Raw genomic sequence first — 26,658 nt, 5'->3', positions numbered from 1 at the left:
TGCTCGTCGGCCGAAGCACCTGGGCCGCGCTGTTCCTCGCTCACGACGCACCGCTCCTCATGTCTTCCCCGTCCACACCCATGCCCGCCTCCGACGACCCCACGTGCACACACGCCGCCCGTCGCCCCGCGCCCGCTGTCCGCAACTCCTGGTCGTCGACGGCGCACGAGTCCAGCGCGACCGGGCAGCGCGGATGGAACGCACACCCGGACGGCAACGCGGCCGGGTCCGGGGGATCGCCCGGCAGACCGCGCGGGGCGAACCGGGACGCGGGGTCACCGATCCGCGGGAACGCCTCCGACAGAGCCTTGGCGTACGGGTGCCGGGCATCGTCGTACACCCCCCGCGCCGGGCCCTCCTCGACGACCCGCCCCGCGTACATCACCGCGAGCCGGTCGCAGGTGTCGGCGAGCACCGCCAGGTCGTGGCTGATCATGATCAGCGCCAGGTCCTGTTCGGCGACCAGCCCCTCGATCAGCCGCAGGATCTGCGCCTGGATCATCACGTCGAGGGCGGTCGTCGGCTCGTCGGCGATGATCAGACGGGGGTCGCAGGCCAGAGCCATGGCGATCATGACGCGTTGGCGCTGACCGCCGGAGAGCTCGTGGGGATACGCCGCCGCCCGCGCCGCCGGGAGGCCCACGTGCTCCAGGAGTTCGCCGGCCTTCTTCCGCGCCCCGGCCGGTGTCGCCCGCTTGTGCAGCAGGATCGGCTCGGCCACCTGGTCGCCGACGCGGTGCACCGGGTTCAGCGAGTGCATCGCGCCCTGGAAGACGATCGAGGCGCCCGCCCAGCGCACCGCCCGCACCCGGCCCCACTTCATCGACAGCACGTCCTCGCCGTCCAGCAGGATCTCGCCCCGGACCCGGGCCCCGGCCGGCAGCAGTCTGAGCAGGGCCAGCGCCAGCGTGGACTTGCCGCAGCCCGACTCTCCCGCGATGCCGAGCTTCTCACCCGCGGCGAGCCTCAGATCGACCCCGCGCACCGCGGCGACCCCACCGGCGTACGTGACCTCCAGGTTCCTGACGTCGAGCAGGCTCAACGCGCCACCCCCAGCCTGGGGTTGAGGACCGTCTCCACCGCACGCCCGCACAGCGTGAACGCCAGCGCGACCCCGGCGATGGCGATGCCGGGCGGCACCAGGTACCACCAGTCGCCCGCGCTGACCGCCCCCGACTCCCGCGCGTCCTGCAACAGCCCACCCCAGGACACCACCGTCGGATCGCCCAGCCCGAGGAAGGCCAGCGTCGCCTCGGCCAGGATGGCGGTGGAGATGATCAGGGTCGTCTGGGCGAGCACCAGCGGCATCACATTGGGCAGCACGTGGCGGGACATGATGTGCCAGTGCCCGCCGCCGAGCGCCTTGGCGCGCTCGATGTACGGCCGGGACTCCACCGCCAGCGTCTGGGCCCGCACCAGCCGGGCCGTCGTCGGCCAGGTGGTGACGCCGATGGCCAGCACGATCGTGCCGAGCGAGCGGGACATCACCGTGGCCAGGGCGATGGCCAGCACCAGGGTCGGCATGACCAGGAACCAGTCGGTGATCCGCATCATCACCGTGGCGTACCAGCCGCGGAAGTGCCCGGCGGTGACGCCGATGAGCGCGCCGATCGCGACGGACAGCACGGCCGCGAGCAGCCCGACGAGGAGCGAGACCCGTGAACCCCAGATCAGCAGACCGAGGAGGTCCCGCCCGAACTGGTCGGTGCCCAGCGGGAACCGGCCACTGGGGGTCTCCATCGGCCCGCCCGGCGCGTCCGTCACATTGTCCACGTCGGAGCCGACGGTCAGCGGCGCGCTCAGCGCGATCAGCGCGAACAGGGTGAGGGCGGCGAGGCCCACGACCCCCGCCCGATGGGTGCGGTACTGCTTCCAGAAGCGTGCGGCCGAGCGGCGGCGACGCTGCCGGGCGAGCGCGCGGGGCCCCGCTTTCCGGCCGGTGTCGGGCGTGGGCGCGGTCGTCATCGGCCCACCACTTCGTATGTCATCGGCCCACCCTCGGGTCGAGCAGCGGATACACGAGGTCGGCGACGGTGTTCATGACGATCACCGCGGCGGCGAACACGAAGAACAGGCCCTGCACCAACGGCAGATCGGGCACGCTCAGCGCCTGGTAGAACAGCCCGCCCAGGCCCGGCCAGGAGAACACGGTCTCGACCAGGATCACGCCGGCGACGGTCCGCCCCAGGTTCACGAAGATCAGCGTCACGGTCGGCAACAGTGCGTTCGGGACGGCGTGCCGGCGCCGCACCAGATCGTCGCGAAGTCCCTTGGCCCGTGCGGTCGTCAGGTAGTCGGCGCCCATCTCGTCCAGCAGCGCCGAACGGGTGACCAGCAGCGTCTGGCCGTACTCCACCGCGACCAGCGTGAGCACCGGCAGCACGAGGTGGTGGGCCACGTCGACGACGTACGCGAAGCCCTCCTCGCCGCCCGACTCCATGCCGCCCGTCGGGAACAGGCCCGGGATCGGGCCGACGCCCACCGACAGGGTGATGATGAGCAGCAGCCCCAGCCAGAAGGACGGGACGGAGTAGAGGGTCAGCGCCAGACCGGTGTTCAGCCGGTCGCCGAGCCCGCCGTGCCGCCAGGCCGAGCGGGTGCCGAGGACGATGCCGAGCACGGTGTAGAGGACGAAGGCGGTGCCGGTCAGCAGCAGGGTGTTGGGCAGCGCCTCGGTGATCTTGTCGATGACGGGGGCCCGGAACTGGTACGAGGTGCCGAGGTCCCCGGTCAGCGCCTTGCCGCAGTAGTCCGTGAACTGTCGCCACAACGGCAGGTCCAGCCCGAACTCGCGCCGGTACGCGGCCAGTTGCTCCGCCGACACCTGGCGGCCGCCCGTCATGTACTTCACCGGGTCGCCCGGGATCAGCCGGAAGAGGAAGAAGCTGGTGACGAGGACGGCGAGCAGGGAGACGACCGCGCCGCCCAGCTTGCCCGCCACGTACCGGAGATAGGCGGTGGCGCGGGCGTTCGGGCCGCGGGCCGCCGGCCCGGTCTTCGCCGGGCCGGCGGCGGGCTCCTCTAGCAGCGAGGGCGTCGCGTCAGCGGTCATGAGCAGCACTCATCCGATCGGTCACCGGCCCGCTCTACTCGCGGTCCTCGGCCGTGGCCCGGCGTCGCATCGCGAGGAACACCCCGGCGCCCACGAGGACGACGACGCCCGCGACGACACCGATGACCACACCCGTGGCGGACGAGTCTCCCGACGAGCCGCCGGAGTCCGCGGGCACGGCGGACCACCAACTCCAGTAGCCGTCCTGGCCGTAGATGTTGCCCGCCTTCGCCGGCATCGTGGTGATCGACTTGATCTGGTCCGTCCGATAGGCCTCGACCGCGTTCGGATACGCCATGACGTTCATGTACCCGAGGTCGTACAGCCGCGACTCCATCTGCTTGACGATGTCCGTCCGCTTGGCGGGGTCGTACTCGGCGAGCTGCTTGGCGTACAGCTCGTCGTACTTCTTGTCGCAGATGAAGTTGTCGGTGGCGCCGGTCTCCTTGGGGGTCGACGGGAGCGCCGCGCAGGTGTGGATGGACAGCACGAAGTCCGGGTCGGGGTTGACGGACCAGCCGTCGAAGGCCAGGTCGTAGGTGCCGGCGAGCCAGGGGTCGGTGACGTTGTCCAGGCAGTTCAGGGTCACGCCGATGCCCAGCTCGCCCCACCACTCCTGGAGGTACTTGCCGACCGCTTTGTCGTTCGGGTCGGTGGCGTGGCACAGCACGCGGTAGGTGATCGGTTTGCCGTCCTTGCCGACGCGCTTGCCGTCGCCGTTCTTGCGGTAGCCCGCCTGGTCGAGGAGCTGGGCCGCCTTCGCCGGGTCGTACGCCAGTCTCTGGCCGTCCGTCGGCTTCCAGAAGTACGACGAGAAGCGTGGCGGTATGTAGCCCTCGCCCTCGACGGCGTGGCCCTGGAACACCTTGTCGATGACGGTCTTGCGGTCGACCGCCATGAACAGGGCGTGCCGCACCCGCTCGTCCAGCAGGGAGGGGTGGCCGTCGCCGAACTTCTGGCCGTTCTTCGCGCGGGCGCCCGGGTTGGTGGCGAGGGCGTAGAAGCGACGGCCCGGGCCCTCGTTGACGCGGATGTTCTCCTCGCCCTTGAGCGAGGCCGCCTGGGCGGGCGTCAGCGCGGGCGCGCCGGCGACGAAGGAGACCTCGCCCTTGCGCAGCGCGGCGACCGCCGCGTCCTGGTCCTTGTAGTAGCGGAAGACCAGCTCGTCGAACTTGGGCGCCCCGCGCCAGAAGTCCTTGTTGGCCTTGAGGCGCACATAGCTGTCGGCCTTGTAGTCGGTGAGGACGAACGGTCCGTTGCCGACCACGGGGAAGTTCTTGTCGTTGTTGAACTCGGAGAAGTCGTCGACCTTCTCCCAGACGTGCTTGGGCACGATCGGCACGTCCAGCGCGGTCATCGTGGCCTGCGGCTCCTTGAGCCGGATGACCAGCTCGGTGGGGCTGGGCGCCGTGACCTTCTCGAAGTTGCCGACGAAGCTGCCGTTGGCGGTGGCGGCGCCCTCGTCGGTCATCATCTTGTTGAACGTCCACGCCGCGTCCTCGGCGGTGGCCTGCTGCCCGTCGGACCACTTGGAGTCCGAGCGGATCGTGTACGTCCAGGTCAGCTTGTCCGGCGACGACTTCCACTCGGTGGCCAGCGCCGGGACGGCGTGGGCGTCCTTCGCGTCGTAGTTGGTCAGGTACTCGTACGTGAGCCGATGAATGCTCGTGCTGAGCAGCCGCTGGGCCAGGAAGGGGCTCAGTGAGTCGACGCTCTGCGCGACGGCGACGGTGAGGACCTTGTCGCCGTCCGCCGCCTCGGCCCGCTGGGGCACCGGGGCGAGCGGGGTAGCGAGTCCGGCCGAGAGGGCCAGGGCGGCGACTGCGGCCGCGAGAAGCCGGGCGGTGCGGGGCCGGCCGGGGCGGGGCCGGGGCCCGCCCGGATGCGATCGCCCTCTGCCGTACGGGACTTGTGTGCTCATGGCTCGTGACCTCACGTCATCGCTCGCACGGGGACGGCTTGTCGAGACTGCTGCGACTACCTGCTGCGCCTGCCGCAGCGGGGCTGGACCGGGTGACGCCGACTGGGTTGATGAGTGTGTCTATCAGCGCTGCTTTGCGTGCGTCAACGGTGCGTCAACCGCCCGCGAACATGGGTGTGGCCTGCGAAAACGGCGAGTTGATCAGAAGCGGGCGAACATTGGTCGAGACCGGTGAAGAGTGCCTGTTGGGGGCCTGACGGGGGAGGTGGGGCAGGCGGGGCGGACCGGTGCCGCCGAAAGGGCTAACGGCGCCTCGAATGGATGCCGTGGGCATGCACAGCTCCTCGCGGCTGCCGATATTTGCTGCCAAGGCGCGGCAAAAACCGGGCGGCGCGGTCAGGAGGAGGCACCCCATGCGCGGACCCAGGCCTGCCCAATGGGCCGCATGCGCGATGGCGCTCGCGCTCGCGACGACCGCCTGCGGAGGCGGAGGTGACACCGCCGGCACCGGCGGTGCCGTGCTCAGCTCCTCCTGGACCGATCCGCAGAACCCGCTGGAGCCGGCCAACACCAACGAGGTGCAGGGCGGCAAGGTGCTGAACATGATCTTCCGGGGGCTGAAGCAGTACGACCCGAAGACCGGCGAAGCCGAGGACGTGCTCGCCGAGCGGATCGAGACCACCGACTCGCGGAACTACACGATCACCGTCAAGGACGGCTGGACCTTCAGCAACGGCGAGAAGGTCACGGCCAAGTCCTTCGTGGACGCCTGGAACTACGGGGCAAGCCTGAGGAACAACCAGAAGAACGCCTATTTCTTCGGGTACATCGAGGGCTACGACCAGGTCCATCCGGAGAAGGGCGAACCGACCGCCGAGACGATGTCCGGGCTGAAGGTCACAGGTGCCCGTACCTTCACCGTCCGGCTCGGCCAGAAGTTCTCCAGCTTCCCCGACACCCTCGGCTACAACGCCTTCGTCCCGCTGCCCCGCGCCTTCTTCGACGACCACGCCGCCTGGCTGGCCAAGCCCGTCGGCAACGGCCCGTACACCGTGGAGTCGTACACCAAGGGCTCCGAGATGCGGCTGACGAAGTGGGGCGCCTACCCGGGCGAGGACGCGGCCCGCAACGACGGCGTCACCCTCAAGGTCTACACGGACAACAACACCGCCTACACCGACCTGATCGCCGGCAACCTCGACCTCGTCGACGACGTGCCGGCCCAGCAGCTGAAGAACGTCAAGGCCGATCTCGGTGACCGCTACCTCAACACCCCGGCCGGCATCATCCAGACCCTGTCCTTCCCCCACTACGACAAGAACTGGAACAAGCCCGGCTCGGTCAAGGTCCGCCAGGGCCTGTCCCGCGCGATCGACCGGGAGCAGATCACCCGGACCATCTTCCAGGGGACCCGCACCCCCGCCACCGACTGGACCTCACCGGTGCTCGGCGCGGAGGGCGGCTACAAGGCGGGGCTGTGCGGACAGTGGTGCGTGTACGACCCGGCCGCGGCGCGGAAGCTGATCGAGGAGGGCGGCGGGCTGCCCGGCGGCCAGGTGAAGATCACGTACAACGCGGACACCGGCTCCCACAAGCTGTGGGTGGACGCCGTCTGTAACTCCATCAACAACGCCCTGGACAACGACCGGGCCTGCGTCGGCAACCCGATCGGCACCTTCGCCGACTTCCGCAGCAAGTCCACGACCCAGAAGCTCTCCGGTCCCTTCCGGGCGGGCTGGCAGATGGACTACCCGCTCACCCAGAACTTCCTCCAGCCGCTGTACTACACGGGCGCCTCCTCCAACGACGGCAAGTGGTCCAGCCCGGAGTTCGACAAGCTCGTCGACCAGGCGAACGCCGAGACCGACCCCGCGAAGGCCGTGGAGATGTTCCAGAAGGCCGAGGCGGTCGTCCGGGACAACATGGCGGCCGTCCCGCTCTGGTACCAGAACGGCAGCGCCGGCTGGTCCGAGCGGCTGTCGAACGTGGCCCTCAACCCGTTCAGCGTGCCGGTCTACGACCAGATCAAGGTCGGCTGAGCGGGCCATGGGGCAGTACGTCGTCCGTCGCCTCGTGCAGATGGTCCCGGTCTTCGTCGGGGCCACGCTGCTGATCTTCCTCATGGTGAACGTGATGGGCGACCCCGTCGCGGGCCTGTGCGGGGACCGGCAGTGCGACCCGGCGACGGCGGCCCAGCTGCGCAAGGAGTTCGGCCTCGACAAGCCCGTGTGGCAGCAGTACCTGACCTACATGGGGAACGTCTTCACCGGGGACTTCGGTACGGCGTTCAACGGCCAGGAAGTCACCGAGCTGATGTCGACGGCCTTCCCGGTCACCCTCCGGCTCACGATCGTGGCGATCGTCTTCGAGATCGTCCTCGGGGTCACGCTGGGCGTCGTCACGGGCCTGCGGCGCGGCCGCCCCGTCGACACGGGCGTCCTGCTCCTCACCCTGGTCGTCATCTCCGTCCCCACTTTCGTCACCGGGCTGCTGCTCCAACTCCTGCTGGGCGTGGAGTGGGGCTGGATCCGGCCGTCCGTCTCCGCGGCGGCCCCCTTCGGCGAACTGCTGCTCCCGGGCCTCGTCCTCGCCTCGGTCTCGCTCGCCTACGTCACCCGTCTGACCCGCACCTCCATCGCGGAGAACCGGCGCTCCGACTACGTCCGTACGGCCGTGGCCAAGGGCCTGCCGAGACACCGAGTGGTCACGCGCCACCTGCTCCGCAACTCCCTGATCCCCGTCGTCACCTTCATCGGGGCGGACATCGGCTTCCTGATGGGCGGGGCGATCGTCACCGAGCGGATCTTCAACATCCACGGCGTCGGCTTTCAGCTCTACCAGGGCATCCTGCGCCAGAACACCCAGACCGTCGTCGGCTTCGTGACGGTCCTCGTCCTCGTCTTCCTGCTGTGCAACCTGGTCGTCGACCTCCTGTACGCCGTACTCGACCCGAGGATCCGCTATGCCTGAGCCGCCGTTCGAGCCGGAGGGGGCCGTCGCGGGGACCGGGGCGGGCGGGGCGATGGGCCTCGCCACGACCGAGGCGGAGACGCTGGAGCAGGGTCCGCCGACCGCCGACGAGAAGGCACCGGCCGGGGGTACGGAACCGGGGGGCCGACCGCGCTCCCTGTGGTCCGACGCCTGGCGCGACCTCCGCCGCAACCCGGTCTTCGTCGTCTCCGCCCTGATCATCCTCTTCCTGGTGCTGATCTCCCTCTGGCCCTCGGCGATCGCCTCCGGCAGTCCCCTCAAGTGCGACCTCGCCAAGGCCCAGCAGGGCGCCTCACCCGGCCATCCCTTCGGCTACGACGGCCAGGGCTGCGACGTCTACACCCGCACGGTCTACGGCGCCCGTACGTCGGTCACGGTCGGGGTCTGCGCCACGCTGGGGGTCGCGGTCCTCGGCTCGGTGCTGGGCGCGCTCGCCGGCTTCTTCGGCGGGCTGTGGGACTCGGTCCTCTCCCGGATCACCGACGTCTTCTTCGCCATCCCGGTGGTCCTCGGCGGCCTGGTGCTGCTGTCGGTGGTGACGAGCAACAGCGTCTGGCCGGTGATCGGCTTCATCGTGCTGCTCGGCTGGCCCCAGCTCTCCCGTATCGCCAGGGGCGCGGTCATCACCGCACAGCAGAACGACTACGTCCAGGCGGCCCGAGCCCTGGGCGCCTCCAACACCCGCATCCTGCTGCGCCACATCGCCCCCAACGCCGTGGCCCCGGTGATCGTGGTGGCGACCATCGCACTGGGCACGTACATCGCCCTGGAGGCCACGCTGTCCTACCTGGGCGTGGGCCTCAAACCCCCCAGCGTCTCCTGGGGCATCGACATCTCGGCAGCCTCCCCCTACATCCGCAACGCCCCCCACGCCCTCCTCTGGCCCTCGGGAGCCCTGGCGATCACGGTCCTGGCCTTCATCATGCTGGGCGACGCGGTACGGGACGCCCTTGATCCGAAGCTGAGGTGAGCCCACGTCATGTTGCTCGAAGTGCGGGATCTGCACGTGGAGTTCCGGACCCGGGACGGGGTCGCCAAGGCCGTCAACGGCGTCAGTTACGGGGTGGACGCGGGGGAGACCCTTGCCGTGCTCGGTGAGTCCGGGTCCGGGAAGTCCGTCACCGCGCAGGCGATCATGGGGATCCTCGACTCACCGCCCGGGAGGGTCACCGGCGGCGAGGTCCTCTTCCAGGGCAGGGACCTGCTCAAGCTGAAGGAAGAGGAGCGGCGCAAGGTTCGTGGTGCCGAGATGGCGATGATCTTCCAGGACGCGCTGTCGTCCCTCAACCCCGTGCTCACCGTGGGCGAGCAGCTCGGCGAGATGTTCGTCGTGCACCGGGGGATGTCGAGGAAGGACGCGCGCGCGAAGGCCGTCGAGCTGATGGACCGGGTGCGCATCCCCGCCGCCAGGGAGCGCGTCAGGCAGTACCCCCATCAGTTCTCCGGCGGCATGCGCCAGCGCATCATGATCGCGATGGCCCTCGCCCTGGAGCCGGCCCTCATCATCGCCGACGAGCCGACCACCGCCCTCGACGTCACCGTCCAGGCCCAGGTGATGGACCTGCTGGCGGAGCTGCGGCGCGAGTACCGCATGGGGCTCATCCTCATCACCCACGACCTCGGCGTCGTCGCGGACGTCGCCGACCGGATCGCGGTGATGTACGCGGGCCGGATCGTCGAGTCGGCGCCGGTGCACGACATCTACAAGGCGCCCGCCCACCCGTACACCCGCGGCCTGCTGGACTCCATTCCCCGGCTGGATCAGAAGGGGCAGCAGCTCTACGCCATCAGGGGCCTGCCGCCCAACCTCATGAGCATCCCCCAGGGCTGCGCCTTCCACCCCCGCTGCCCGATGGCCCGGGACGTGTGCCGCACCGACCCGCCCCCGCTCGACGAGGTGTCCGAAGTCCGGGGCAGCGCCTGCCACTTCTGGAGGGAGTGCCTGAATGGCTGAGCCGATTCTGGAGGTCAGCGGGCTCGTCAAGCACTACCCGCTCACCCGGGGCGTCCTCCTGCGAAGAGAGGTCGGCTCGGTGAAGGCCGTCGACGGCGTCGACTTCACCCTGCACCGCGGTGAAACCCTCGGCATCGTCGGCGAGTCCGGCTGCGGCAAGTCCACGGTCGCCAAGCTGCTGGTCAACCTGGAACGTCCGACGGCCGGCGTCATCAAGTACAAGGGCGAGGACATCACCCGGCTCTCCGGCCGCGCCCTGAAGGCCGTACGGCGCAACATCCAGATGGTCTTCCAGGACCCGTACACCTCCCTCAACCCCCGGATGACGGTGGGCGACATCATCGGGGAGCCGTACGAGATCCACCCGGAGGCGGCGCCCAAGGGCGTAAGGCGCAGAAGGGTCCAGGAGTTGCTGGACGTGGTCGGCCTCAACCCCGAGCACGTCAACCGCTATCCGCACCAGTTCTCCGGCGGCCAGCGCCAGCGCATCGGCATCGCCCGCGGCCTGGCCCTGCGCCCGGAGGTCATCGTCGCCGACGAACCCGTCTCCGCGCTCGACGTCTCGGTCCAGGCCCAGGTCATCAACCTGATGGAGCGCCTCCAGGACGAGTTCGACCTCTCCTACGTCTTCATCGCCCACGACCTGTCGATCGTCCGGCACATCTCCGACCGGGTCGGGGTGATGTACCTCGGCCGGATCGTGGAGATCGGCAGGGACGAGGAGATCTACGACCACCCCACGCACCCCTACACCCAGGCACTGCTCTCCGCGGTCCCGGTCCCCGACCCGGCGGCCCGTGAACACCGGGAGCGCGTCATCCTCGCGGGCGACGTCCCGTCCCCGACGAACGTGCCCTCCGGCTGCCGCTTCCGCACCCGCTGCTGGAAGGCTCGGGACCGCTGCGCCGAGGAGGTGCCGCCGCTGACCGTGCCCCCGTGGTTCCGGGAGCCGAGCGGGCTCGCGGCGCACGACTCGGCCTGCCACTTCGCCGAGGCGAAGGCATAGTCTCCCAAAAGCACATCAACCGCGTTAACACACAGGCAACTTGGCCGACCCGGTTCCGATATACGGACGCGTCAGTCTGAACAACGTACGGCCGTGCGGGTGCCGTAAACGGACCGGGGTGCGCCATGTCACCCCGGTCCGTTGCCGTCTAGCGGAGTCCCAGCGACCGCCGCAGGAAGTCCAGCTGGAGCAGCAGCAGGTTCTCCGCCACCTCCTCCTGCGGGGTCATGTGGGTCACCCCGGACAGCGGCAGCACCTCGTGCGGACGGCCGGCGGCGAGGAGGGCCGAGGACAGACGCAGGGAGTGCGCGACGACCACGTTGTCGTCCGCCAGCCCGTGGATGATCATCATCGGGCGGTGCGGTTCGGCGGGGTCCACCAGGCCCGTGTCGTCGATCAGGGAGTTGCGCCGGTAGACCTCCGGCTGCTCGTCGGGGTGCCCGACGTAGCGCTCCTGGTAGTGGGTGTCGTACAGACGCAGATCGGTGACCGGGGCGCCGACCACCGCCGCGTGGAAGACGTCCGGGCGGCGCAGCACCGCGAGCCCCGCGAGATAGCCGCCGAAGGACCAGCCGCGGACGGCCACCCGGGTCAGATCGAGCGGGAACCGCTCGGCGAGCGCCTGGAGGGCGTCGACCTGGTCCTGCACCACGACCGCCGCGATGTCGTCCTTGATCGCCTTCTCCCAGCCGGGCGAGCGGCCCGGCGTACCGCGGCCGTCCGCGACGATCACCGCGAAGCCCTGGTCCGCGAACCACTGCGAGGTGAGATGCGCGTTGTGCGCGGCCACCACCCGCTGGCCGTGCGGACCACCGTAGGGGTCGAGCAGCACCGGCAGCGGGGTGTCGCCGGCGTAGTCCCGAGGCATAAGCACGGCGCACGGGATGCGGCGTGCGCCCCCCTCGGTGAGCGTCATGCGCGGGGTCGAACCGGGATCTTCGGCATACGACCGGACCGTCGCCGTCCGCTTTCCGTCGCGGAGTACCTGGACCTCGGCCCCGGGCCGATCCGGCGCATAGGACACCAGGACCGTCACGCCCCCGGCGCGCACCGCAGCATGCACGCCGGGCTCCTGGGAAATGCGCTCCACGCCGAGCTCGTTCACCCGGTACACATGCACTTCGCCGATCTCGGGGTCGGCCGCGGCCTCGCCCGCCGACGCAGAGATCAGCACGTCGTCGTCGGAGACGTCCAGCACCGCCCGGACGTGCAACTGCGGTCCGGTCAGCGGGCGTTCACCCACCGCGAGGACGCGCGCGCCGCCCTCGTCGGCGATCCGGACGAGATGCCCGGAAGGGCTCCAGCAGGGCACCCCAGGGAAAAGATCCAGCCATTGTGGATCTTCGTCCGCGTGCACCATCCGGGTCGCCCCGGTTGCCGGGTCCACGGCCAGGAACAGCTGGCTGCGCTGGTCGCGCGCCTGTACGAGCAGCAGCGGCGCACCCGCCGCTGACCAGTGCACTCGCGCCAGATACGGGTACCGCGCCCGGTCCCAGGAGACCTCCGTGCGCACCCCGTCCAGACCGATCACGAACAGCCGTACGTCCGCGTTCGGCGTTCCCGCCGCCGGGTACGCCACCCGCTGCGGCTCGCGCTCCGGACGTGCCGGATCGGAGATCCACCACCGGCGCACCGGCGTGTCGTCCGCGCGCGCCACGAGCAGCAGATCGGACTCCGGACCCCACCAGAAGCCCCGGTAGCGGCCCATCTCCTCGGCCGCGATGAACTCGGCCAGTCCGTACGTCACGCCCTCCGACTCCGGCTCGGCGAGCGCACGGTCGCCCTCACCCTCGGCGCCGACCACGCGCAGCGCGCCCTGCGCGACGTACGCGATGTGCCGCCCGTCGGGGGACGGGCGCGGGTCGATCACCGGCCCGGGGACCGGGAGTTCGCGGGCCGTGCCGGCGCGCAGCTCGGCCGTGAAAAGCCGTCCTGACAAGGCAAAAGACGCCAACTCCAGGGCGCTGTCGGTGGCGTGGGCGACGATGCCGGCGCCGCCCTCACGGCTGCGCTCGCGCCGCGCCCGCTCCTCGGGTGAGAGGTCTTCCGCGGCCCCGCTCAGGAGGGCGCGCGGATCCGCCGCCACGCGCTCCTCGCCGCTCGCCGTGTCGAGCACCCACAGTGAACTCGCCGGATCCGTACCGGAGGTGGAGCGCAGGAACGCGACACGGGAACCGTCGGGCGACACCGCGTACGCGCGCGGAGCGCCGAGCGTGAACCTCTGGGTGCGGGCGTGCCGTCGGGGGAAGGAGACAGGCTCGGTCGTCATGCCCTGACCATATTGGCCAGTGCGCCCCCTTGTGCGGCTGTGCGCCGATCGATGCGCACGTCCGGATAGTTATGATCAATGTCGCATAGTGGGTATGAACCTGCTGGCTGCTGCATGGATTTATCTGCCCCCATAGTCCGACCCCCGCGCCTGGGATTCTTGGAGGTGAGCCGCCGTGGCACTCTCGATTTCGGCGGTGGTGCTACTGGCGATCATCGTCTTCCTGCTGATCAAGAAATCAGGGCTGAAGGCCGGCCACGCGGTGGTCTGCATGCTGCTCGGTTTCTACCTGGCGTCCTCGACCGTCGCGCCCACCATCAGTGAGCTGACGACGAACATCGCGGGCATGATCGGCAGCATCAAGTTCTGAGCGACGCCACGCGGCGTTGTCGGCGGCGCCTCGTAGGGTGGGGCCCATGACGGATCTGCCCGACCGACGTCTGCTCCTGGTGCACGCGCACCCGGACGACGAGTCGATCAACAACGGCGCGACCATGGCCAAGTACGCGGCCGAGGGTGCCCGGGTGACCCTGGTCACCTGCACCCTCGGTGAGCACGGCGAGGTCATCCCCGCCGAGCTCCGGCACCTGACCGGCACCGCCCTCGGCGAACACCGCCTGGGCGAGCTCACCGCCGCGATGCGCGAGCTCGGCGTCGAGGACTTCCGTCTCCTCGGCGGCCAGGGTCGCTACGAGGACTCGGGGATGATGGGCATCGCCGACAACGACGACCCGGCGAGCCTGTGGCAGGCCGACGTCGACGAGGCCGCCCGCGCGCTGGCCGAGGTGATCCTGGAGGTGCGCCCCCAGGTCCTGGTCACCTACGACCCCGACGGCGGCTACGGCCACCCGGACCACATCCAGACCCACCGCATCGCGACGCGCGCCGCCGAGCTGGCCGCGGACGCCGGGTGGGAGATCCCCAAGATCTACTGGAACCGGGTCCCGCGCACGGTCGCCGAGGAGGCGTTCGCCCGGCTTCAGGTGGATCTGCCCGGACTGCCGTTCGCCAAGTCGGCCGGCGTCGAGGACGTACCGGGTGTGGTCGACGACGAACGCGTCACCACCGTGATCGACGGCACCGCGCACGCCGCCGCCAAGGCCGCCGCGATGCGGGCGCACGCCACCCAGATCGACGTGGCCGACCTGTACTTCGCGCTGTCCAACGAGCTCGCGCAACCCCTCTTCACCACCGAGTACTACGAGTTGGTGGGCGGCGAGCGGGGAGCGCGGCCGGAGTCCGACCTGTTCGCCGGTCTCGCGTCCGGGGAGGCGTCATGAGCTCGTCGATGCTCGCCCAGCCGCTGAAGCTGAAGCGCCCCTCGGCACTGCGCGTCCTCGCCTACCTCGGGCTCGTCGTGCTCGGCGCGGTGGTCGGCGTGGCCGGGGCGCTGCTCCAGCCCGCCTGGCTGCCCGGCGGCCTGCTGCTGGCGCTCGCCGGCGAGGCCGGGCTCCTGCTGGGCGCCGCCCGGGCCGTCGGCAGCCGGGCCGGCGCCGTCGCGCCCGCCGTCGGCTGGACGGTCACCGTGATCCTGCTCACCGCCACCCGCCCCGAAGGAGATTTCGTCTTCGGCACGGGAGCCGCCTCCTATCTCTTTCTGCTCGGCGGCATGGCTGTTGCTGTGATCTGCGCCACCCTCGCACCGTTGCGGCAACCGGGTGGCGACCGCGTCCGACTTGGCAAGTGACGTACCACTTCTCCACGCCGCACACGTGCGAGTCCCGTGTGGGTTTCCCAGGCGGTCGTGGGATCCGGGCCAGAAGTGGCCAGTATGGTGGTGCGCGCCGCCGAGCCGCCCGCAGTGATGAGGTCGAACGGGCGGCGGAGCCAACCGGGAGAACATGCCTTGAGTCGTGAAACTGACACTCCGTCCTCCGGGCCCAACGGGCGCGGGGGTGCCGCATACCCCTCGGGCACGCCGCCGTACGGGACCCCCATGGCTTCCGACAGCGGTGCGGACGCGGGCCGTTCGCCCGCGCAGCCGGAGGAACGCAAGACCGAGACCACGCTGACGACCAGAATCCGGATCAACATCCCCGGTTCACGGCCCATTCCGCCGGTCGTCGTGCGCAAGCCCGTCACGGGCACGGACACCGCCGCCGACAGCGCGGAGCCCGAGGCTCCCGCCCCGGCCGGCGCCACGTCCCAGGCCACCGGCATCGTCGACTCCCCGGCCGAGCCCTCGGCGCAGGCGGAGGAGAAGACGAGCGACTGGTTCGCCCCGCGCAAGTCCGCGCAGGCCAAGGGCGGTCCGGCCGGCCCGTCCACCAACGGGGCCGGTCTGCCCGGCGGTTCGGGCCCCGCGACGGGCGGTGCGGGCGCCACGGGTGCCGGTGCCGGGCGGCCCGGCGGTGTCGTCGGCTCGATGAGCGCGCCCGGCTCCCGCCCCGGCGGTGGGAACGGCCCCCGTCCCGACGGCGGCTCCCGTCCGGGCAGGGCGAAGGGCCCGGGGCTCCCCGGCGCGACCGGCGGTCCCGTGGCTCCGGGGCACGGCGGCGGCACGGGTTCCTTCGACGTCACCGAGGCGCTGGCCGCGGGCCCGCTGGGCGGCGGCAACGGCTCCCGCCCCGGCGGCGACGCACGCCGCGACGACCTGCCGTACTTCGCGGACAACGGGACCGGCGGCCAGAACGGCCAGGGCGGTCCCGACAACCAGGGCGGCTTCGGCGGCCAGGCCGGTCCGAACGGCCCCGGCGGCTACGGCCAGGGCGGCCCGGCCGGCTTCGACCCCGCAGCCGACTTCACCGCCCCCGGCGACTTCGGCGGCTCCAGCGACTTCAACGGACCGAACGGCCGTGGCGGACGAGGCGGCCCGCAGGGCCCCGCCGGCCCGACGACCGGCCCGGTCACCGGCGACGGCCCCACGGTCCCGCCGGTGGCGGGCGGCGGTCCGGCCGGTATCGGCGGCCCGGGTGGTCCCACCGGCCGGAGCGGCCCGGGTGGCCCCGGCGCCTCCGGTGTGCCCGGCATCAACGTCGGCCCGAGCCGCTCCGGCGCACCGGGCGTTCCCGGCAACGGCCCGAACGGCCCCGCCGGTCCGGGTGGTCCCGCCGGTCCGGGTGGCCCCGGCGGTCCCGGCGGTGCCTTCCACACCCCCGGTCACGGCCCCGGTGGCGGTCTCAGCGACGACACCGCGATCCTCACGCCGCAGAAGCCGGCCCCCGAGCCGGGCTCCCCGAACTACGGCGGCGTCAACGACAACGTCTCCGGCCACACCGTCACCAGCGGCATCCCGGTCGTGCCCGGCGGCGCCCAGAGCGGCCCCTTCGGGCCGGGCGGCACCGACACGCCCGGACCGCACACACCCCCGAAGCTGCCCGAGCCGTCCTCGTCGAGCTCCTCGGCCTCCCGCGTGCCCAAGAAGAAGGGCCGCAACAAGCGTGCCCTGATCGTCGGCGGCGTGATCGTCCTCGCGGGCGGCCTCTACGGCGCCGGCCTGCTGATGAACCACACCGACGTGCCCAAGGGCACCACCGTGCTCGGCGTGGACATCGGCGGCGGCACCCGCGACGACGCGGTCAAGAAGCTCAACGACGCCTTCGACGAGCGCGTCACCAAGCCGCTGAAGCTGTCGGTGGGCGGCAAGACCGTGGAACTCCAGCCGGATCAGGCGGGGCTCCAGTTCGACATGCAGCAGACGGTCAGCACGGCCGCGAGCAGCGACTACAACCCGATCTCGGTCATCGGCTCCCTCTTCGGCAACCACCGGGTCGTCGACCCGGTCATGCCGACCGACGAGGAGAAGCTGGCCGCCGCCCTCAAGGACGCCTCCGGCGGCTCCGGGTCGGTCACCGAGGGCACGGTCAGCTTCAAGACCGGCAAGGCCGTCGCCGTGTACGGCAAGGCCGGTCAGGGCATCGACGTCGCCAAGTCGACGACGGCGGTCGAGGAGGCCTACCGCACCCAGGTGGAGACGGGCGAGTCCGGCGCGGTGCAGGTCGCCACGACCGGCCGGCAGCCGACGGTCACGAACGCCGAGGTCGACCGGTTCATGAAGGAGTTCGCCGAACCGGCGATGGCCAACAAGGTCACGATCCAGACGGACGCCGCGCACAGCATCCCGTTCGGCTCCCTGTCGCTGCCGAAGATCCTCGGCGTCAAGGCGATCGACGGCAAGCTCGTGGACACCTACGACCTCAAGGCGCTCAAGGAGGCGTACGGCGCCACGTTCGACGGCGTGCAGATCAACGGCGCGAGCGGCAAGCGGGACGTCCTCCCGGAGGATGTCGCCTCCGCCCTGCGCAAGGCGCTGCGGGCCAAGACGGCGGCGGAGCGCACCGTCACCATCGACACCAACCCGAGTTAGCGCGACCGCTCGGACCAGGGGCACCCGGCACTCGCCGGGTGCCCCTGGTCGTCGTATGACATCTGTCATCCGGCAGTCAGGACCGCCGACACTGCCGGGCCCCCGGGCCGCGCGGCCACTCTGGTGCGCATGACAACGACTGCGTCGAACACCACGACTGCGTTGCACCCGCAGACCCCGGCGGTCGGGTTCGACCGGGTGAGCAAGAGCTACGGGAGCGTACGGGCCGTCGACGGCCTGACGCTCGCGCTGTACCCGGGGGAGACCGTGGCCCTGCTGGGCCCGAACGGGGCCGGCAAGTCCACCACCCTCGATCTGCTGCTCGGCCTCAAGCGCCCCGACAGCGGCACGGTCCGCGTCTTCGGCACCGAGCCGCGGGAGGCGATCGTCGCCGGACGGGTCGGCGCCATGCTCCAGAGCGGCGGGCTGATGGACGAGGTCACGGTCGCCGAGCTGGTGCGGCTGGCCTGCGATCTGCATCCGCGGCCGTATCCCGTCTCCGACGTGCTGGCCCGCGCGGGCATCGCGCAGTTCGCCGACCGCAAGGTCGACAAGCTCTCCGGCGGCCAGGCCCAGCGGGTCCGCTTCGCCCTCGCCACGGCCGGGGACAGCGACCTGGTCGTCCTGGACGAGCCGACCACCGGCATGGACGTCACCACCCGTCAGGCCTTCTGGGCCACCATGCGCGAACAGGCCGACCAGGGCCGTACGGTCCTGTTCGCCACGCACTACCTGGAGGAGGCCGACGCCATCGCCGACCGGGTGCTCGTCCTGCACCGGGGGCGGCTGCTGGCCGACGGCACGGCGGCCGAGATCAAGGCGAAGGCCGGCGCCCGCAGGATCTCCTTCGACCTCGCCGACGGTCCGATCGACGAGGCCGCGCTCCGGCAGCTGCCCTTCCTGACCCACCTCGACGTCTCCGGGCAGACGGTGCGCATCCAGTCCGCCGACGCCGACGCCACCGTCCACGCCCTCTACGGCCTCGGCCTGTACCCCCACAATCTCGAGGTCGCCGGACTCGGCCTGGAGCAGGCGTTCGTCGCCATCACCGCCGCCGAGGAGGCCCGCCGGTCATGAACGGTCTGATCAGGCTCGAACTCGCCCGCGCCCTGCGCAACCGCAAGTTCCTGTTCTTCTCGGTGGCCTATCCGGCCATCCTGTTCCTGCTGATCGCGGGCAGCGCCGACAGCACCACGAAGGTCGACGGCACCGGCCTGACCCTGCCGACCTACATGATGGTCTCGATGGCCTCCTTCGGTGCCCTGACAGCCGTCCTGATGGGCAACAGCGAGCGCATCGCGAAGGAGCGGGAGGGCGGCTGGGTACGGCAGCTCAGGCTGACCTCGCTGCCGGGCCGCGGGTATGTGCTGGCCAAGACCGCGAGCGCGGCCGTGGTCAGCCTGCCCTCGATCGTGGTCGTGTTCCTCGTCGCCGCCGTCGTGAAGGACGTACGCCTGGACGCCTGGCAGTGGCTCGCCCTCACCGGCGCGATCTGGGCCGGCAGCCTCGTCTTCGCCTCGCTGGGGGTGGCGATCGGGTACCTGGCGAGCGGGGACGCGGTCCGGCCGATCACCATGATCATCTACTTCGGGCTGTCCATCCTCGGCGGCCTGTGGATGCCGACCACGTCCTTCCCGGGCTGGCTCCAGGACATCGCCGAGTGGGTGCCCACCCACGCGTACGCTGCCCTGGGGCAGGCCATCGAGCAGAGCCAGGCGCCCCACGCGAAGGACCTCGTCGTCCTCGTCGTCTCCTTCGCCCTGTTCACGGGCGGCGCGGCCTGGCTGTACCGGAAGGACACGCTGAAGACGTGAGCGGCACCGGCGTCGGGATCGGACAGCGCCCCGAGAATCGCAAGCAACGCATCGTCAAGATCCTGTGGTCCGGCATCTGGCTGGTCTACCTGAGCGCACCGGCCACCGACCTGCTGCACGGCGGTCACAGCACGGGCGTGCGGATCCTCGGCTGGCTCGGCCTGGCCGCGTTCGTCACCTGGTACATGCTGCTGCTCTTCCGCACGGGCCGCGGCGAACGCAACAGCGTCGTGCTCGCCTCGCTCGGCGTCCTCACGGCCCAGTCCACCCTCCTCGCGCTCACCCTGGGCCGGGAGTGGCTGGTGCTGTTCGTGTACGTGTCGATCGCGTCCGGCGCGGCCCTGCCGCTGCGCATGGCCCGCTGGACGATCCCGGGCGCGTCGGCGCTGATGACCGTCGTCGCGTTCGCGACCCCGGGCGGCAAGGCGTTCCTGGCCGGGCTGCTGATCCCGGCCCTGCTGGGCGGCTTCGCCATGACCGGCGTACGCGAACTCGTCCGCACCACGATCGCGCTGCGCGAGGCCCGTGCCACGGTCGCCCAGCTCGCCGCCAACGAGGAACGCCTGCGCCTGGCCCGCGATCTGCACGACCTGCTGGGCCACTCGCTGTCCCTGATCACCATCAAGAGCGAACTCGCCGGCCGTATGCTCCCCGACCATCCCGACCAGGCGGCCCAGCAGGTCGCCGACATCGAGCAGGTCAGCCGCCAGGCCCTGGTCGACGTCCGGGAGGCCGTCTCCGGCTACCGCCGGCCCCGCCTGGCCGGGGAACTGGCGGGCGCCGAGGTCGCCCTGACGGCGGCCGGAGTCACCGCCGAGCTCCCGGCCGAGCCGGACCTCGCCGATGTCCCCGAGGACAGCGAGACAGCCCTCGCCTGGGCGCTGCGCGAGGCGGTCACCAACGTCGTACGGCACAGCGGCGCCCGGCGCTGCGCGGTGGAGCTGCTGCGCCGCGAGACGCTCGACGGTCCCGTCCTCGAACTCTCCGTCGAGGACGACGGCTCCGGCGACCAGGGCGCCGGCCCCGGGCACGGTCTGACGGGCCTGACGGAACGCCTGACGAAGGCGGGCGGCACCCTGGAGGCGGGCGGGACCCGGCACGGCTTCCGGCTGACCGCCCGGGTGCCGGCCGCGGCCAGGGCGAACGTAGGATCCGCGACATGAGCCCCACGATCAAGGTCCTCCTCGCCGAGGACCAGTCGATGGTCCGCGAGGCCCTGGCCGCCCTACTCGGCCTTGAGGACGACATCGAGGTCGTCGTCCAGGTGGCCCGCGGTGACGAGGTCCTGGCGGCGGCCCGTGAGCACGACGTGGACGTGGCGCTCCTGGACATCGAGATGCCGGGCGCGACGGGCATAGAGGCGGCGGCGCTGGTGCACGCGGAGCTGCCGGACGTGAAGCTGGTCGTCCTCACGACCTTCGGCCGCCCCGGCTACCTGCGCAGCGCGATGGAGTCCGGCGCCGACGCCTTCCTGGTCAAGGACGCCCCCGCGGCCCAACTGGCCGAGGCGGTACGGAAGGTACTGGCGGGGGAGCGGGTCATCGACCCCACCCTGGCGGCGGCGGCCCTGGCCGAGGGCGCCAACCCGTTGACCGATCGCGAGCGTGAGGTCCTGCGAGCGGCGGAGGACGGCTCGACCAACGCCGAGCTGGCGGCGGCCCTGCACCTGTCCCAGGGCACGGTCCGCAACTACCTGTCGACCGCGATCCAGAAGCTGGCCGTCCGCAACCGGGCGGAGGCGGTGCGGATGGCGCGGGAGAAGGGCTGGCTGTAGTCAGTTCGTCAGTTCAGCAGGGCTCGGGCGGCATGAGCCTGCTGCCGCACCTTCTCGGCCGCCGGTCCGTCCACCGCGGCGACGACCTCCGCGTACGCCTCCAGCTCGTCCGCACCCCTGAGGAAGTCCCCGCGCTGCACCAGCAGCTGGGCGCGCTCGAAGCGCAGCCGGGCCGGGTGGGAGGGCAGCAGGAGGGACAGCTCCAACGCCCACAGCGCCACATCGGTCCGTTCGGGCCGGGTGGCCGCCCAGGCCCGGATGTTGTTCAGGATCCGCAGCACCACGTCCAGCGGATCCGCGGGCGACAGCATGGAAGGCTGCAACGGCGCCCCCGTGGCCCCCGCCACCAGCAACTCCGCATCGCTTCCCGTCAGCACCCGCCCCCCGTCGAACGGGTCGGCGAGCACCTGGTCGTCGGCCGGCCCGAACCCCACCACGAAGTGCCCGGGCAGCGCGACCCCGCACACCGGCGCCCCGGCCCTGCGCGCCACCTCCATCCACACGACCGACAGCAGAATCGGCAGCCCGCGCCGCCGCCGAAGCACCTCGTGCAGCAGCGACGACTCCAGCCGCTGGTAGTCAGCGGCCACCCCGCGAAACCCGTACCGCTCGCCGAGCAGCTCCCGCAGGGCGACCGCCCACGCCCGGGGCCCGCCCGGCCGGAACGGCAGCTGTCCCGCCAGCTCGTCCAGCTCCACCTGCGCGCAGTCCATCCCCGACTCGTCCAGCGTGCCGTCGGCCTCGGCTCCCACCAGCAGGCACAGCGTGGACAGGTCGGGCCGCTCGGACCGCGCCTCTTCGGCGAACCGCCGCCGCAGTTCGGCGGAACGCTCGGCGGGTGGGGGGTACAGGGGACGCATAGCTGGCTCGTGCCCTTTCACGGCGATCGGTACCGCCGCTCACAGTGATCGATCGTGATGGCGGTAGTGGTGGTAGGCGTGATGCGCGGCGAACCCCATCTGGGCGTACAGGCCCCGCGCGCCCGCGTTGTCCGTCTCGACCTGGAGCCACGCCGCCGACGCCCCCTCGTCCAGGGCCCGACCGGCCAGCGCGGCCATCACCCGGGTGGCCAGCCCCTGCCGCCGTAGCGCCGGATCGACCTCCACGGCGGCGAACCCGGCCCACCGCCCGTCCACGACACACCGCCCGATGGCGGCCGGCGCACCACCGCCGGCACCGGGAACCGTCGCGAACCACACCGAGGGCCCGCTGCCCAGCACCGTCAAGGCCACCTCACTCACCCCCTTGCGCTGGTACCGCGTAAGCCAAGCGTGGTCCGCCTCCCGGGACAGCACCACTCCGGCACCCTCGTCCCGGTCGGCGACCGGCGCGAGCGCCCCGATCCACATCTCGGCGGAGACCTCCCGCACCCACCCCAGCCGCTCCAGCTCCGCGCACAGCAACTCCTGCGTGCCCTCGGCCCCGGTCGCGGTCTGGACGTACGCGGGGAGCCCGCGGTCGCCGTACCAGCGCCGTACGACGTCGAGCGCGGCCGGCAGCGGCACGCCCGGGTCGCCGAGCGGCAGCGCGGAATTGGCGCGGCGGGTGAACCCGGACGCGGCCCGCAGCTCCCACTCGCCGAGGCGCTCGCTCTCGACCGGCCGCCAGGCGCGCGCGGAGACGTGCGCGAGTTCCTCGTACGACGCGGAAGGCCCCCGGCGCCGGGCCGGTGCGCCCGGCACCACCTTGCCCGCGACCAGCGAGGATTCCGGGATATGGACGGTCTCGCCACTCTTCCGTGTGATCCGTAGCACACCGTCGTCCCATGATGCGAGAACACCCACCGTGTCGGTGAACTTCTCACCCTCGCCCGCAGGATCGTTCAGGCGGCGTACCGAGACCCGTTTACCCACGTCAGTAGCGGTGATACGGACCTCAAGGCGCCCTGTCGCGGAGATTTCCACAGGTCGGTTCACCCCTCCTGTTCGGATCATGCCCAAGAACGGAGATACTAGGGGCGGGCATCGACGACGCCGCGCTCCCGCGCGCCAGGCGGCGGAGCCTGTGGAGGCCCGCCAGCGCCCTATCGAGGAGGAACGACAGCGTGACCTACGTCATCGCGCAGCCTTGTGTCGACGTCAAGGACAAGGCGTGCATCGAGGAGTGCCCGGTCGACTGCATCTACGAGGGCCAGCGGTCCTTGTACATCCACCCGGACGAATGCGTCGACTGCGGTGCCTGTGAGCCGGTCTGCCCGGTCGAGGCGATCTTCTACGAGGACGACACTCCGGAGGAGTGGAAGGACTACTACAAGGCGAACGTCGAGTTCTTCGACGAGCTCGGCTCGCCCGGCGGTGCCAGCAAGCTGGGTCTGATCGAGCGCGACCACCCCTTCGTCGCCGCGCTGCCGCCGCAGGCCGAGTAATCCACACCGGCGACCCCGCACTGCGTGCCGCCTCGGTCCCGTACGGCCTGATCGCCTTGATCGTCGTACGGGACCGAGGCGTTGCCGTATCCGGCGGTACCGGCCGAAGCGCCAGTACCAGAAAGTGAGCCAGAGCCCGTGTCCGCAGTCTCCGACCGCCTTCCGACCTTCCCCTGGGACAAGCTGGAGCCGTACAAGAAGACGGCCGCCGCGCATCCGGGCGGCATCGTCGACCTGTCCGTCGGCACGCCGGTCGACCCGGTGCCCGAGCTGATCCAGAAGGCCCTGATCGACGCGGCGGACTCCCCGGGCTATCCGACGGTCTGGGGCACCCCGGCACTGCGCGACGCGATCACGGGCTGGGTGGAACGCCGCCTGGGCGCCCGTGACGTCACCCACCGGCACGTCCTGCCGATCGTGGGCTCCAAGGAACTGGTCGCCTGGCTGCCCACCCAGCTGGGCCTCGGCCCCGGCGACCGCGTCGCCTACCCGCGCCTGGCCTACCCGACCTACGAGGTCGGCGCCCGCCTGGCCCGCGCCGAGTACGAGGTCTACGACGACCCGACCGAGCTGGACCCGAACGGCCTGAAGCTCCTCTGGCTGAACTCCCCGTCGAACCCCACGGGCAAGGTGCTGTCGAAGGAGGAGCTGACGAGGATCGTCGCCTGGGCCCGGTCGCACGGCGTCCTGGTCTTCTCCGACGAGTGCTACCTGGAGCTGGGCTGGGAGGCCGACCCGGTCTCGGTCCTGCACCCGGACGTCAACGGCGGCTCGTACGACGGCATCGTCGCGGTGCACAGCCTGTCCAAGCGTTCGAACCTGGCCGGCTACCGCGCCGCGTTCCTCGCCGGCGACCCGGCCGTCCTGGCTCCTCTCCTGGAGATCCGCAAGCACGGCGGCATGATGACCTCGGCGCCGACCCAGGCGGCGGTGGTCGCGGCGCTCGGCGACGACGAGCACGTCCGTGTGCAGCGTGAGCGCTACGCGGCCCGCCGCGCGGCCCTGCGCGAGGCGCTGGAGGGCCACGGCTTCCGCATCGAGCACAGCGAGGCCAGCCTCTACCTCTGGGCCACCCGCGACGAGTCCTGCTGGGCCACGGTCGCCCACCTGGCCGAGCTGGGCATCCTGGTCGCCCCCGGCGACTTCTACGGCGAGGCGGGCGCCCGGTACGTCCGGGTCGCCTTCACGGCGACGGACGAGCGGGTGGCGGAGGCGGTCCGGCGGCTGGCCTAGCGGCCGGCCCCTGCCGAAGAGGACACAGCGAAGCCGACGGGGCCCAGGGAGTTCCCTGGGCCCCGTCGGCCGGAGTCAGGCGCCCGCCGTCCGTCAGCCGACGGGAAGGCCCTGCACCGGCAGCGCGCCGGCGGCCGGCACACCCTGCGTGGCCGACCCGGCCGCCTCACCGAGGACGGAACCGACCGAACCGGCGACGCCACCGGCGGTCTCCTGCGCCGCGGCGGCACGCTCCTTGGCGACCTTGCCGCCGGTCTTCGTCACCTTGGCACCGGCCTTCTTGGCGGTCGGCACCGCCTTCTTCGCGGCCTTGCCGCCGGTCTTGGTCACCTTGTCGCCGGCCTTCTGTGCGGTCGGCAGCGCCTGGTCGACGGCCGTGTCGACGGCGCCGCCCGCGATCCCGGTGGCGTTGTACGCCGCGCCGTCGACGACAGTCGTGCCGTCCAGGGCGGTCAGCCCGCCGACCTTGGGGGCCTCGGGCAGTTCGGGGGCCGCGCTGGCGGAGCCGGCCGCACCGACCCCGGCAGCCGCTCCGGCAGCGACGATGAGCGCGGCACGGGCGATCCGGCGGGTCAGGGGGAGGGACATGATGCTCCTTCGACGGGTATGTCGGATGAGAACGATGAAGTGTCCGACCGCGCCCGGCAGTTGGCCGGCTGAGTGCGGCGACTGACGGTGGACCGACTGGCTGTTGATCTCCGGGCTCGGACGCAGTGACTACCGCTCGAAGCCCGCGAAGGTTGCGGCGTGACAACGTAAAGAGTTGGCAATGCGTCGCATAATCGCCTGCGGATAAAAACGGGCAAAGCGCGTCCCGTTCGAAAGCCCACCGAATCCGTACAGCCCTTTGTTTGCAAGGGATTTGGTGGATTCAAGGGTCACCGCGCGAAAACCTGCCCACACAGTGGCCGGACAACACCTCGGGTAGCTCGCCCGGATGAGCCGTCGAACTGCTGGGCGTACTACGGAGTGGTCACGATACGGACCGCGCTCGGGCCGCTTCCGCCCTCCGAGGCGCCCTGCGCGGTGATCGCACGCCACTGGCTGTCGGTGTTCCCGGCGGTCCACTCCCGCCCGGCGTACGACACCCGCTTGATGTGCAGCTCGGAGGCGTTGGCCACCGCCCAGTGCGCCAGCTGCCAGCCGCGCTCGCGCGCACCGCGCCCGCCGGTGGAGTCGCGGCCGGCCGGCATCGGCAGGACGACGGTCCGCTCGTCCTTCTTGATCACGGACGGCGTGGGGGAGGGCGTTGCCTTCGCCCCGCTCACCTCCGCCGCGGTCGGCTGGAACGCGTCCCGCCCGAAGTCCCGCAGCAGCGCGGCCCGTACGGAGTCGGCGTCGCCCGCGGCACGGGTGGCGCCGGGGAGGCCCTCGCAGGTCAGCGTGGCGGCCGATCGTCCGGTGAGCGCGGCGGCGAGCAGGGTCGCGTCCGGCTCGTGCTTGGCGTACGCCTCCGGGAAGCCGCTGCGCTGGACGCGCTGTGCGGCGACCGTCAGCGGCAGGCGCGTGTACTCCCGGACCTTGACCAGGTGCTCGTAGAACTCACCCGCCGAATAGACCGGGTCGAGGATCTCGTCCTCGGTGCCCCAGCCCATCGAGGGCCGCTGCTGGAACAGGCCCAGCGAGTCGCGGTCGCCGTGGCTGATGTTGCGCAGCCCGGACTCCTGGAGGGCGGTGGCGAGCGCGATCGTCACGGCCCGCTCGGGCAGCCCGCGCCCGGTGCCGACGGCGGCGATCGTCGCCGCGTTCACCGCCTGTTCGGGCGTGAACTCGTAGCGCGCGGGGTCGCCCTTGTCCGACACGACCTCGCAGCCGGGGGTTCCCGTGCCTCCGGTGACGTACTGCACCGCGAGATATCCGGCCACGGCGAGCAGGACCACGAAGGCCGCCCCGCGACGCAGGAGGCGGCCACGACGTTTACGGGAGGTGGACGACGGTGACACGCCCTACAAGGTAGCCGAGGTTACTGTGGG

24 protein-coding genes are annotated in these 26,658 nt (G+C 71.3%); 15 read left to right on the top strand and 9 right to left on the bottom strand.

All coding sequences use genetic code 11. The features are described from left to right. Nucleotides 1–40 precede the first annotated feature (40 nt). The 4 genes from ACIQWG_RS19975 to ACIQWG_RS19960 are packed head-to-tail and all read right to left on the bottom strand — an operon-like array spanning nucleotide 41 to nucleotide 4,973. Nucleotides 41–1,042, bottom strand: coding sequence for an ABC transporter ATP-binding protein (locus ACIQWG_RS19975; protein WP_404097303.1), 1,002 nt, complete (start codon nucleotides 1,040–1,042; stop codon nucleotides 41–43). After that, nucleotides 1,039–1,965: an ABC transporter permease gene (locus ACIQWG_RS19970; protein ID WP_404097300.1), complete on the bottom strand. Its 927-nt coding sequence runs from the start codon at nucleotides 1,963–1,965 to the stop codon at nucleotides 1,039–1,041. The genes ACIQWG_RS19975 and ACIQWG_RS19970 overlap by 4 nt, the downstream gene beginning before the upstream one ends. A gap of 19 nt (nucleotides 1,966–1,984) precedes the next feature. Further along, entirely contained in the window at nucleotides 1,985–3,052 is a 1,068-nt protein-coding gene (locus tag ACIQWG_RS19965; protein WP_404097297.1) for an ABC transporter permease, read from the bottom strand. A gap of 34 nt (nucleotides 3,053–3,086) precedes the next feature. Then, on the bottom strand, nucleotides 3,087–4,973 hold the full coding sequence (locus tag ACIQWG_RS19960) for an ABC transporter substrate-binding protein (protein WP_404097294.1): 1,887 nt from the start codon (nucleotides 4,971–4,973) through the stop codon (nucleotides 3,087–3,089). Nucleotides 4,974–5,386: 413 nt separating this feature from the next. Here ACIQWG_RS19960 and ACIQWG_RS19955 point away from each other — a divergent pair, with 413 nt between their 5' ends. From ACIQWG_RS19955 to ACIQWG_RS19935, 5 genes are read left to right on the top strand one after another with little or no spacing between them, the layout of a single operon-like run. Then, the gene (locus ACIQWG_RS19955) at nucleotides 5,387–7,012 is read left to right on the top strand and encodes an ABC transporter substrate-binding protein (protein WP_404097292.1); all 1,626 of its coding nucleotides are present in this window, start codon (nucleotides 5,387–5,389) and stop codon (nucleotides 7,010–7,012) included. 7 nt (nucleotides 7,013–7,019) lie between these two features. Further along, a complete protein-coding gene (locus ACIQWG_RS19950; protein ID WP_404097289.1) occupies nucleotides 7,020–7,943 on the top strand; it encodes an ABC transporter permease in 924 nt (307 codons plus the stop codon). Beyond that, nucleotides 7,936–8,934 (top strand): ABC transporter permease, encoded by a 999-nt coding sequence (locus tag ACIQWG_RS19945; protein ID WP_404097287.1) that lies wholly within the window; start codon nucleotides 7,936–7,938, stop codon nucleotides 8,932–8,934. Before ACIQWG_RS19950 ends, ACIQWG_RS19945 begins: the two co-directional genes overlap by 8 nt. 9 nt (nucleotides 8,935–8,943) lie before the next feature. Then, on the top strand, nucleotides 8,944–9,918 hold the full coding sequence (locus ACIQWG_RS19940) for an ABC transporter ATP-binding protein (RefSeq protein ID WP_404097285.1): 975 nt from the start codon (nucleotides 8,944–8,946) through the stop codon (nucleotides 9,916–9,918). Continuing rightward, nucleotides 9,911–10,924, top strand: a complete 1,014-nt coding sequence (locus ACIQWG_RS19935; RefSeq protein ID WP_404097283.1) for an ABC transporter ATP-binding protein — start codon at nucleotides 9,911–9,913, stop codon at nucleotides 10,922–10,924. Before ACIQWG_RS19940 ends, ACIQWG_RS19935 begins: the two co-directional genes overlap by 8 nt. Nucleotides 10,925–11,072: 148 nt before the next feature. Here the strand turns inward: ACIQWG_RS19935 and ACIQWG_RS19930 are convergent, their stop codons facing one another. Continuing rightward, nucleotides 11,073–13,193: a prolyl oligopeptidase family serine peptidase gene (locus ACIQWG_RS19930; protein WP_404097281.1), complete on the bottom strand. Its 2,121-nt coding sequence runs from the start codon at nucleotides 13,191–13,193 to the stop codon at nucleotides 11,073–11,075. Nucleotides 13,194–13,368: 175 nt separating this feature from the next. On the opposite strand from ACIQWG_RS19930, the gene ACIQWG_RS19925 reads away from it, so the two are divergent. The 8 genes from ACIQWG_RS19925 (at nucleotide 13,369) to ACIQWG_RS19890 (ending at nucleotide 21,087) form a co-directional block, all read left to right on the top strand. Next, nucleotides 13,369–13,563 (top strand): hypothetical protein, encoded by a 195-nt coding sequence (locus tag ACIQWG_RS19925; RefSeq protein WP_019755516.1) that lies wholly within the window; start codon nucleotides 13,369–13,371, stop codon nucleotides 13,561–13,563. Nucleotides 13,564–13,609: 46 nt separating this feature from the next. Continuing rightward, entirely contained in the window at nucleotides 13,610–14,473 is an 864-nt protein-coding gene (mshB, locus tag ACIQWG_RS19920) for an N-acetyl-1-D-myo-inositol-2-amino-2-deoxy-alpha-D-glucopyranoside deacetylase (RefSeq protein WP_404097278.1), read from the top strand. Further along, nucleotides 14,470–14,880, top strand: coding sequence for a DUF6113 family protein (locus ACIQWG_RS19915; protein WP_404097275.1), 411 nt, complete (start codon nucleotides 14,470–14,472; stop codon nucleotides 14,878–14,880). The genes mshB and ACIQWG_RS19915 overlap by 4 nt, the downstream gene beginning before the upstream one ends. A 159-nt stretch (nucleotides 14,881–15,039) precedes the next feature. After that, nucleotides 15,040–17,499: a hypothetical protein gene (locus tag ACIQWG_RS19910; protein WP_404097272.1), complete on the top strand. Its 2,460-nt coding sequence runs from the start codon at nucleotides 15,040–15,042 to the stop codon at nucleotides 17,497–17,499. A gap of 129 nt (nucleotides 17,500–17,628) precedes the next feature. Beyond that, on the top strand, nucleotides 17,629–18,576 hold the full coding sequence (locus ACIQWG_RS19905; RefSeq protein WP_404097269.1) for an ABC transporter ATP-binding protein: 948 nt from the start codon (nucleotides 17,629–17,631) through the stop codon (nucleotides 18,574–18,576). Next, nucleotides 18,573–19,313, top strand: a complete 741-nt coding sequence (locus ACIQWG_RS19900) for an ABC transporter permease (protein ID WP_404097267.1) — start codon at nucleotides 18,573–18,575, stop codon at nucleotides 19,311–19,313. Before ACIQWG_RS19905 ends, ACIQWG_RS19900 begins: the two co-directional genes overlap by 4 nt. Beyond that, on the top strand, nucleotides 19,310–20,476 hold the full coding sequence (locus ACIQWG_RS19895) for a sensor histidine kinase (RefSeq protein ID WP_404097264.1): 1,167 nt from the start codon (nucleotides 19,310–19,312) through the stop codon (nucleotides 20,474–20,476). The genes ACIQWG_RS19900 and ACIQWG_RS19895 overlap by 4 nt, the downstream gene beginning before the upstream one ends. Further along, entirely contained in the window at nucleotides 20,473–21,087 is a 615-nt protein-coding gene (locus tag ACIQWG_RS19890; protein WP_404097261.1) for a response regulator transcription factor, read from the top strand. The genes ACIQWG_RS19895 and ACIQWG_RS19890 overlap by 4 nt, the downstream gene beginning before the upstream one ends. Before the next feature lie 8 nt (nucleotides 21,088–21,095). Here the strand turns inward: ACIQWG_RS19890 and ACIQWG_RS19885 are convergent, their stop codons facing one another. Next, nucleotides 21,096–21,947, bottom strand: coding sequence for a tetratricopeptide repeat protein (locus tag ACIQWG_RS19885; protein ID WP_404097258.1), 852 nt, complete (start codon nucleotides 21,945–21,947; stop codon nucleotides 21,096–21,098). Nucleotides 21,948–21,986: 39 nt separating this feature from the next. Next, complete coding sequence (locus tag ACIQWG_RS19880; RefSeq protein ID WP_404097255.1) at nucleotides 21,987–23,021, bottom strand: GNAT family N-acetyltransferase; 1,035 nt, start codon at nucleotides 23,019–23,021, stop codon at nucleotides 21,987–21,989. 110 nt (nucleotides 23,022–23,131) lie between these two features. On the opposite strand from ACIQWG_RS19880, the gene fdxA reads away from it, so the two are divergent. Next, the gene (gene fdxA / locus ACIQWG_RS19875; protein WP_007495984.1) at nucleotides 23,132–23,452 is read left to right on the top strand and encodes a ferredoxin; all 321 of its coding nucleotides are present in this window, start codon (nucleotides 23,132–23,134) and stop codon (nucleotides 23,450–23,452) included. A gap of 138 nt (nucleotides 23,453–23,590) precedes the next feature. Then, complete coding sequence (locus ACIQWG_RS19870) at nucleotides 23,591–24,685, top strand: bifunctional succinyldiaminopimelate transaminase/glutamate-prephenate aminotransferase (RefSeq protein ID WP_404097252.1); 1,095 nt, start codon at nucleotides 23,591–23,593, stop codon at nucleotides 24,683–24,685. Nucleotides 24,686–24,778: 93 nt separating this feature from the next. Here ACIQWG_RS19870 and ACIQWG_RS19865 read toward each other — a convergent pair whose 3' ends face one another. Both ACIQWG_RS19865 and ACIQWG_RS19860 read right to left on the bottom strand, forming a co-directional pair. Next, the gene (locus ACIQWG_RS19865) at nucleotides 24,779–25,273 is read right to left on the bottom strand and encodes an ATP-binding protein (RefSeq protein ID WP_404097250.1); all 495 of its coding nucleotides are present in this window, start codon (nucleotides 25,271–25,273) and stop codon (nucleotides 24,779–24,781) included. A gap of 374 nt (nucleotides 25,274–25,647) precedes the next feature. Then, nucleotides 25,648–26,628, bottom strand: a complete 981-nt coding sequence (locus tag ACIQWG_RS19860; protein WP_404097247.1) for a heavy metal transporter — start codon at nucleotides 26,626–26,628, stop codon at nucleotides 25,648–25,650. Between the last annotated feature and the right edge of the window lie 30 nt (nucleotides 26,629–26,658).

Origin of the sequence: Streptomyces sp. NPDC098781, assembly GCF_044759995.1 — a bacterium.
GTDB lineage: Bacteria > Actinomycetota > Actinomycetes > Streptomycetales > Streptomycetaceae > Streptomyces.
The sequence above is the reverse complement of the archived record's forward strand: the minus strand, read 5'-3'. Positions and strand labels throughout refer to the sequence as shown.

What these genes read in the sequence shown, in the direction of transcription:
- ACIQWG_RS19880 (WP_404097255.1), bottom strand. Translation starts at nt 23,021, where the DNA reads ATGATCCGAACAGGAGGGGTGAACCGACCTGTGGAAATCTCCGCGACA.
- ACIQWG_RS19955 (WP_404097292.1), top strand. Translation starts at nt 5,387, where the DNA reads ATGCGCGGACCCAGGCCTGCCCAATGGGCCGCATGCGCGATGGCGCTC.
- ACIQWG_RS19865 (WP_404097250.1), bottom strand. Translation starts at nt 25,273, where the DNA reads ATGTCCCTCCCCCTGACCCGCCGGATCGCCCGTGCCGCGCTCATCGTC.
- ACIQWG_RS19960 (WP_404097294.1), bottom strand. Translation starts at nt 4,973, where the DNA reads ATGAGCACACAAGTCCCGTACGGCAGAGGGCGATCGCATCCGGGCGGG.
- ACIQWG_RS19940 (WP_404097285.1), top strand. Translation starts at nt 8,944, where the DNA reads ATGTTGCTCGAAGTGCGGGATCTGCACGTGGAGTTCCGGACCCGGGAC.
- ACIQWG_RS19945 (WP_404097287.1), top strand. Translation starts at nt 7,936, where the DNA reads ATGCCTGAGCCGCCGTTCGAGCCGGAGGGGGCCGTCGCGGGGACCGGG.
- ACIQWG_RS19965 (WP_404097297.1), bottom strand. Translation starts at nt 3,052, where the DNA reads ATGACCGCTGACGCGACGCCCTCGCTGCTAGAGGAGCCCGCCGCCGGC.
- ACIQWG_RS19890 (WP_404097261.1), top strand. Translation starts at nt 20,473, where the DNA reads ATGAGCCCCACGATCAAGGTCCTCCTCGCCGAGGACCAGTCGATGGTC.
- ACIQWG_RS19970 (WP_404097300.1), bottom strand. Translation starts at nt 1,965, where the DNA reads ATGACGACCGCGCCCACGCCCGACACCGGCCGGAAAGCGGGGCCCCGC.
- ACIQWG_RS19950 (WP_404097289.1), top strand. Translation starts at nt 7,020, where the DNA reads ATGGGGCAGTACGTCGTCCGTCGCCTCGTGCAGATGGTCCCGGTCTTC.
- ACIQWG_RS19905 (WP_404097269.1), top strand. Translation starts at nt 17,629, where the DNA reads ATGACAACGACTGCGTCGAACACCACGACTGCGTTGCACCCGCAGACC.
- mshB (WP_404097278.1), top strand. Translation starts at nt 13,610, where the DNA reads ATGACGGATCTGCCCGACCGACGTCTGCTCCTGGTGCACGCGCACCCG.
- ACIQWG_RS19900 (WP_404097267.1), top strand. Translation starts at nt 18,573, where the DNA reads ATGAACGGTCTGATCAGGCTCGAACTCGCCCGCGCCCTGCGCAACCGC.
- ACIQWG_RS19885 (WP_404097258.1), bottom strand. Translation starts at nt 21,947, where the DNA reads ATGCGTCCCCTGTACCCCCCACCCGCCGAGCGTTCCGCCGAACTGCGG.
- ACIQWG_RS19935 (WP_404097283.1), top strand. Translation starts at nt 9,911, where the DNA reads ATGGCTGAGCCGATTCTGGAGGTCAGCGGGCTCGTCAAGCACTACCCG.
- ACIQWG_RS19915 (WP_404097275.1), top strand. Translation starts at nt 14,470, where the DNA reads ATGAGCTCGTCGATGCTCGCCCAGCCGCTGAAGCTGAAGCGCCCCTCG.
- ACIQWG_RS19930 (WP_404097281.1), bottom strand. Translation starts at nt 13,193, where the DNA reads ATGACGACCGAGCCTGTCTCCTTCCCCCGACGGCACGCCCGCACCCAG.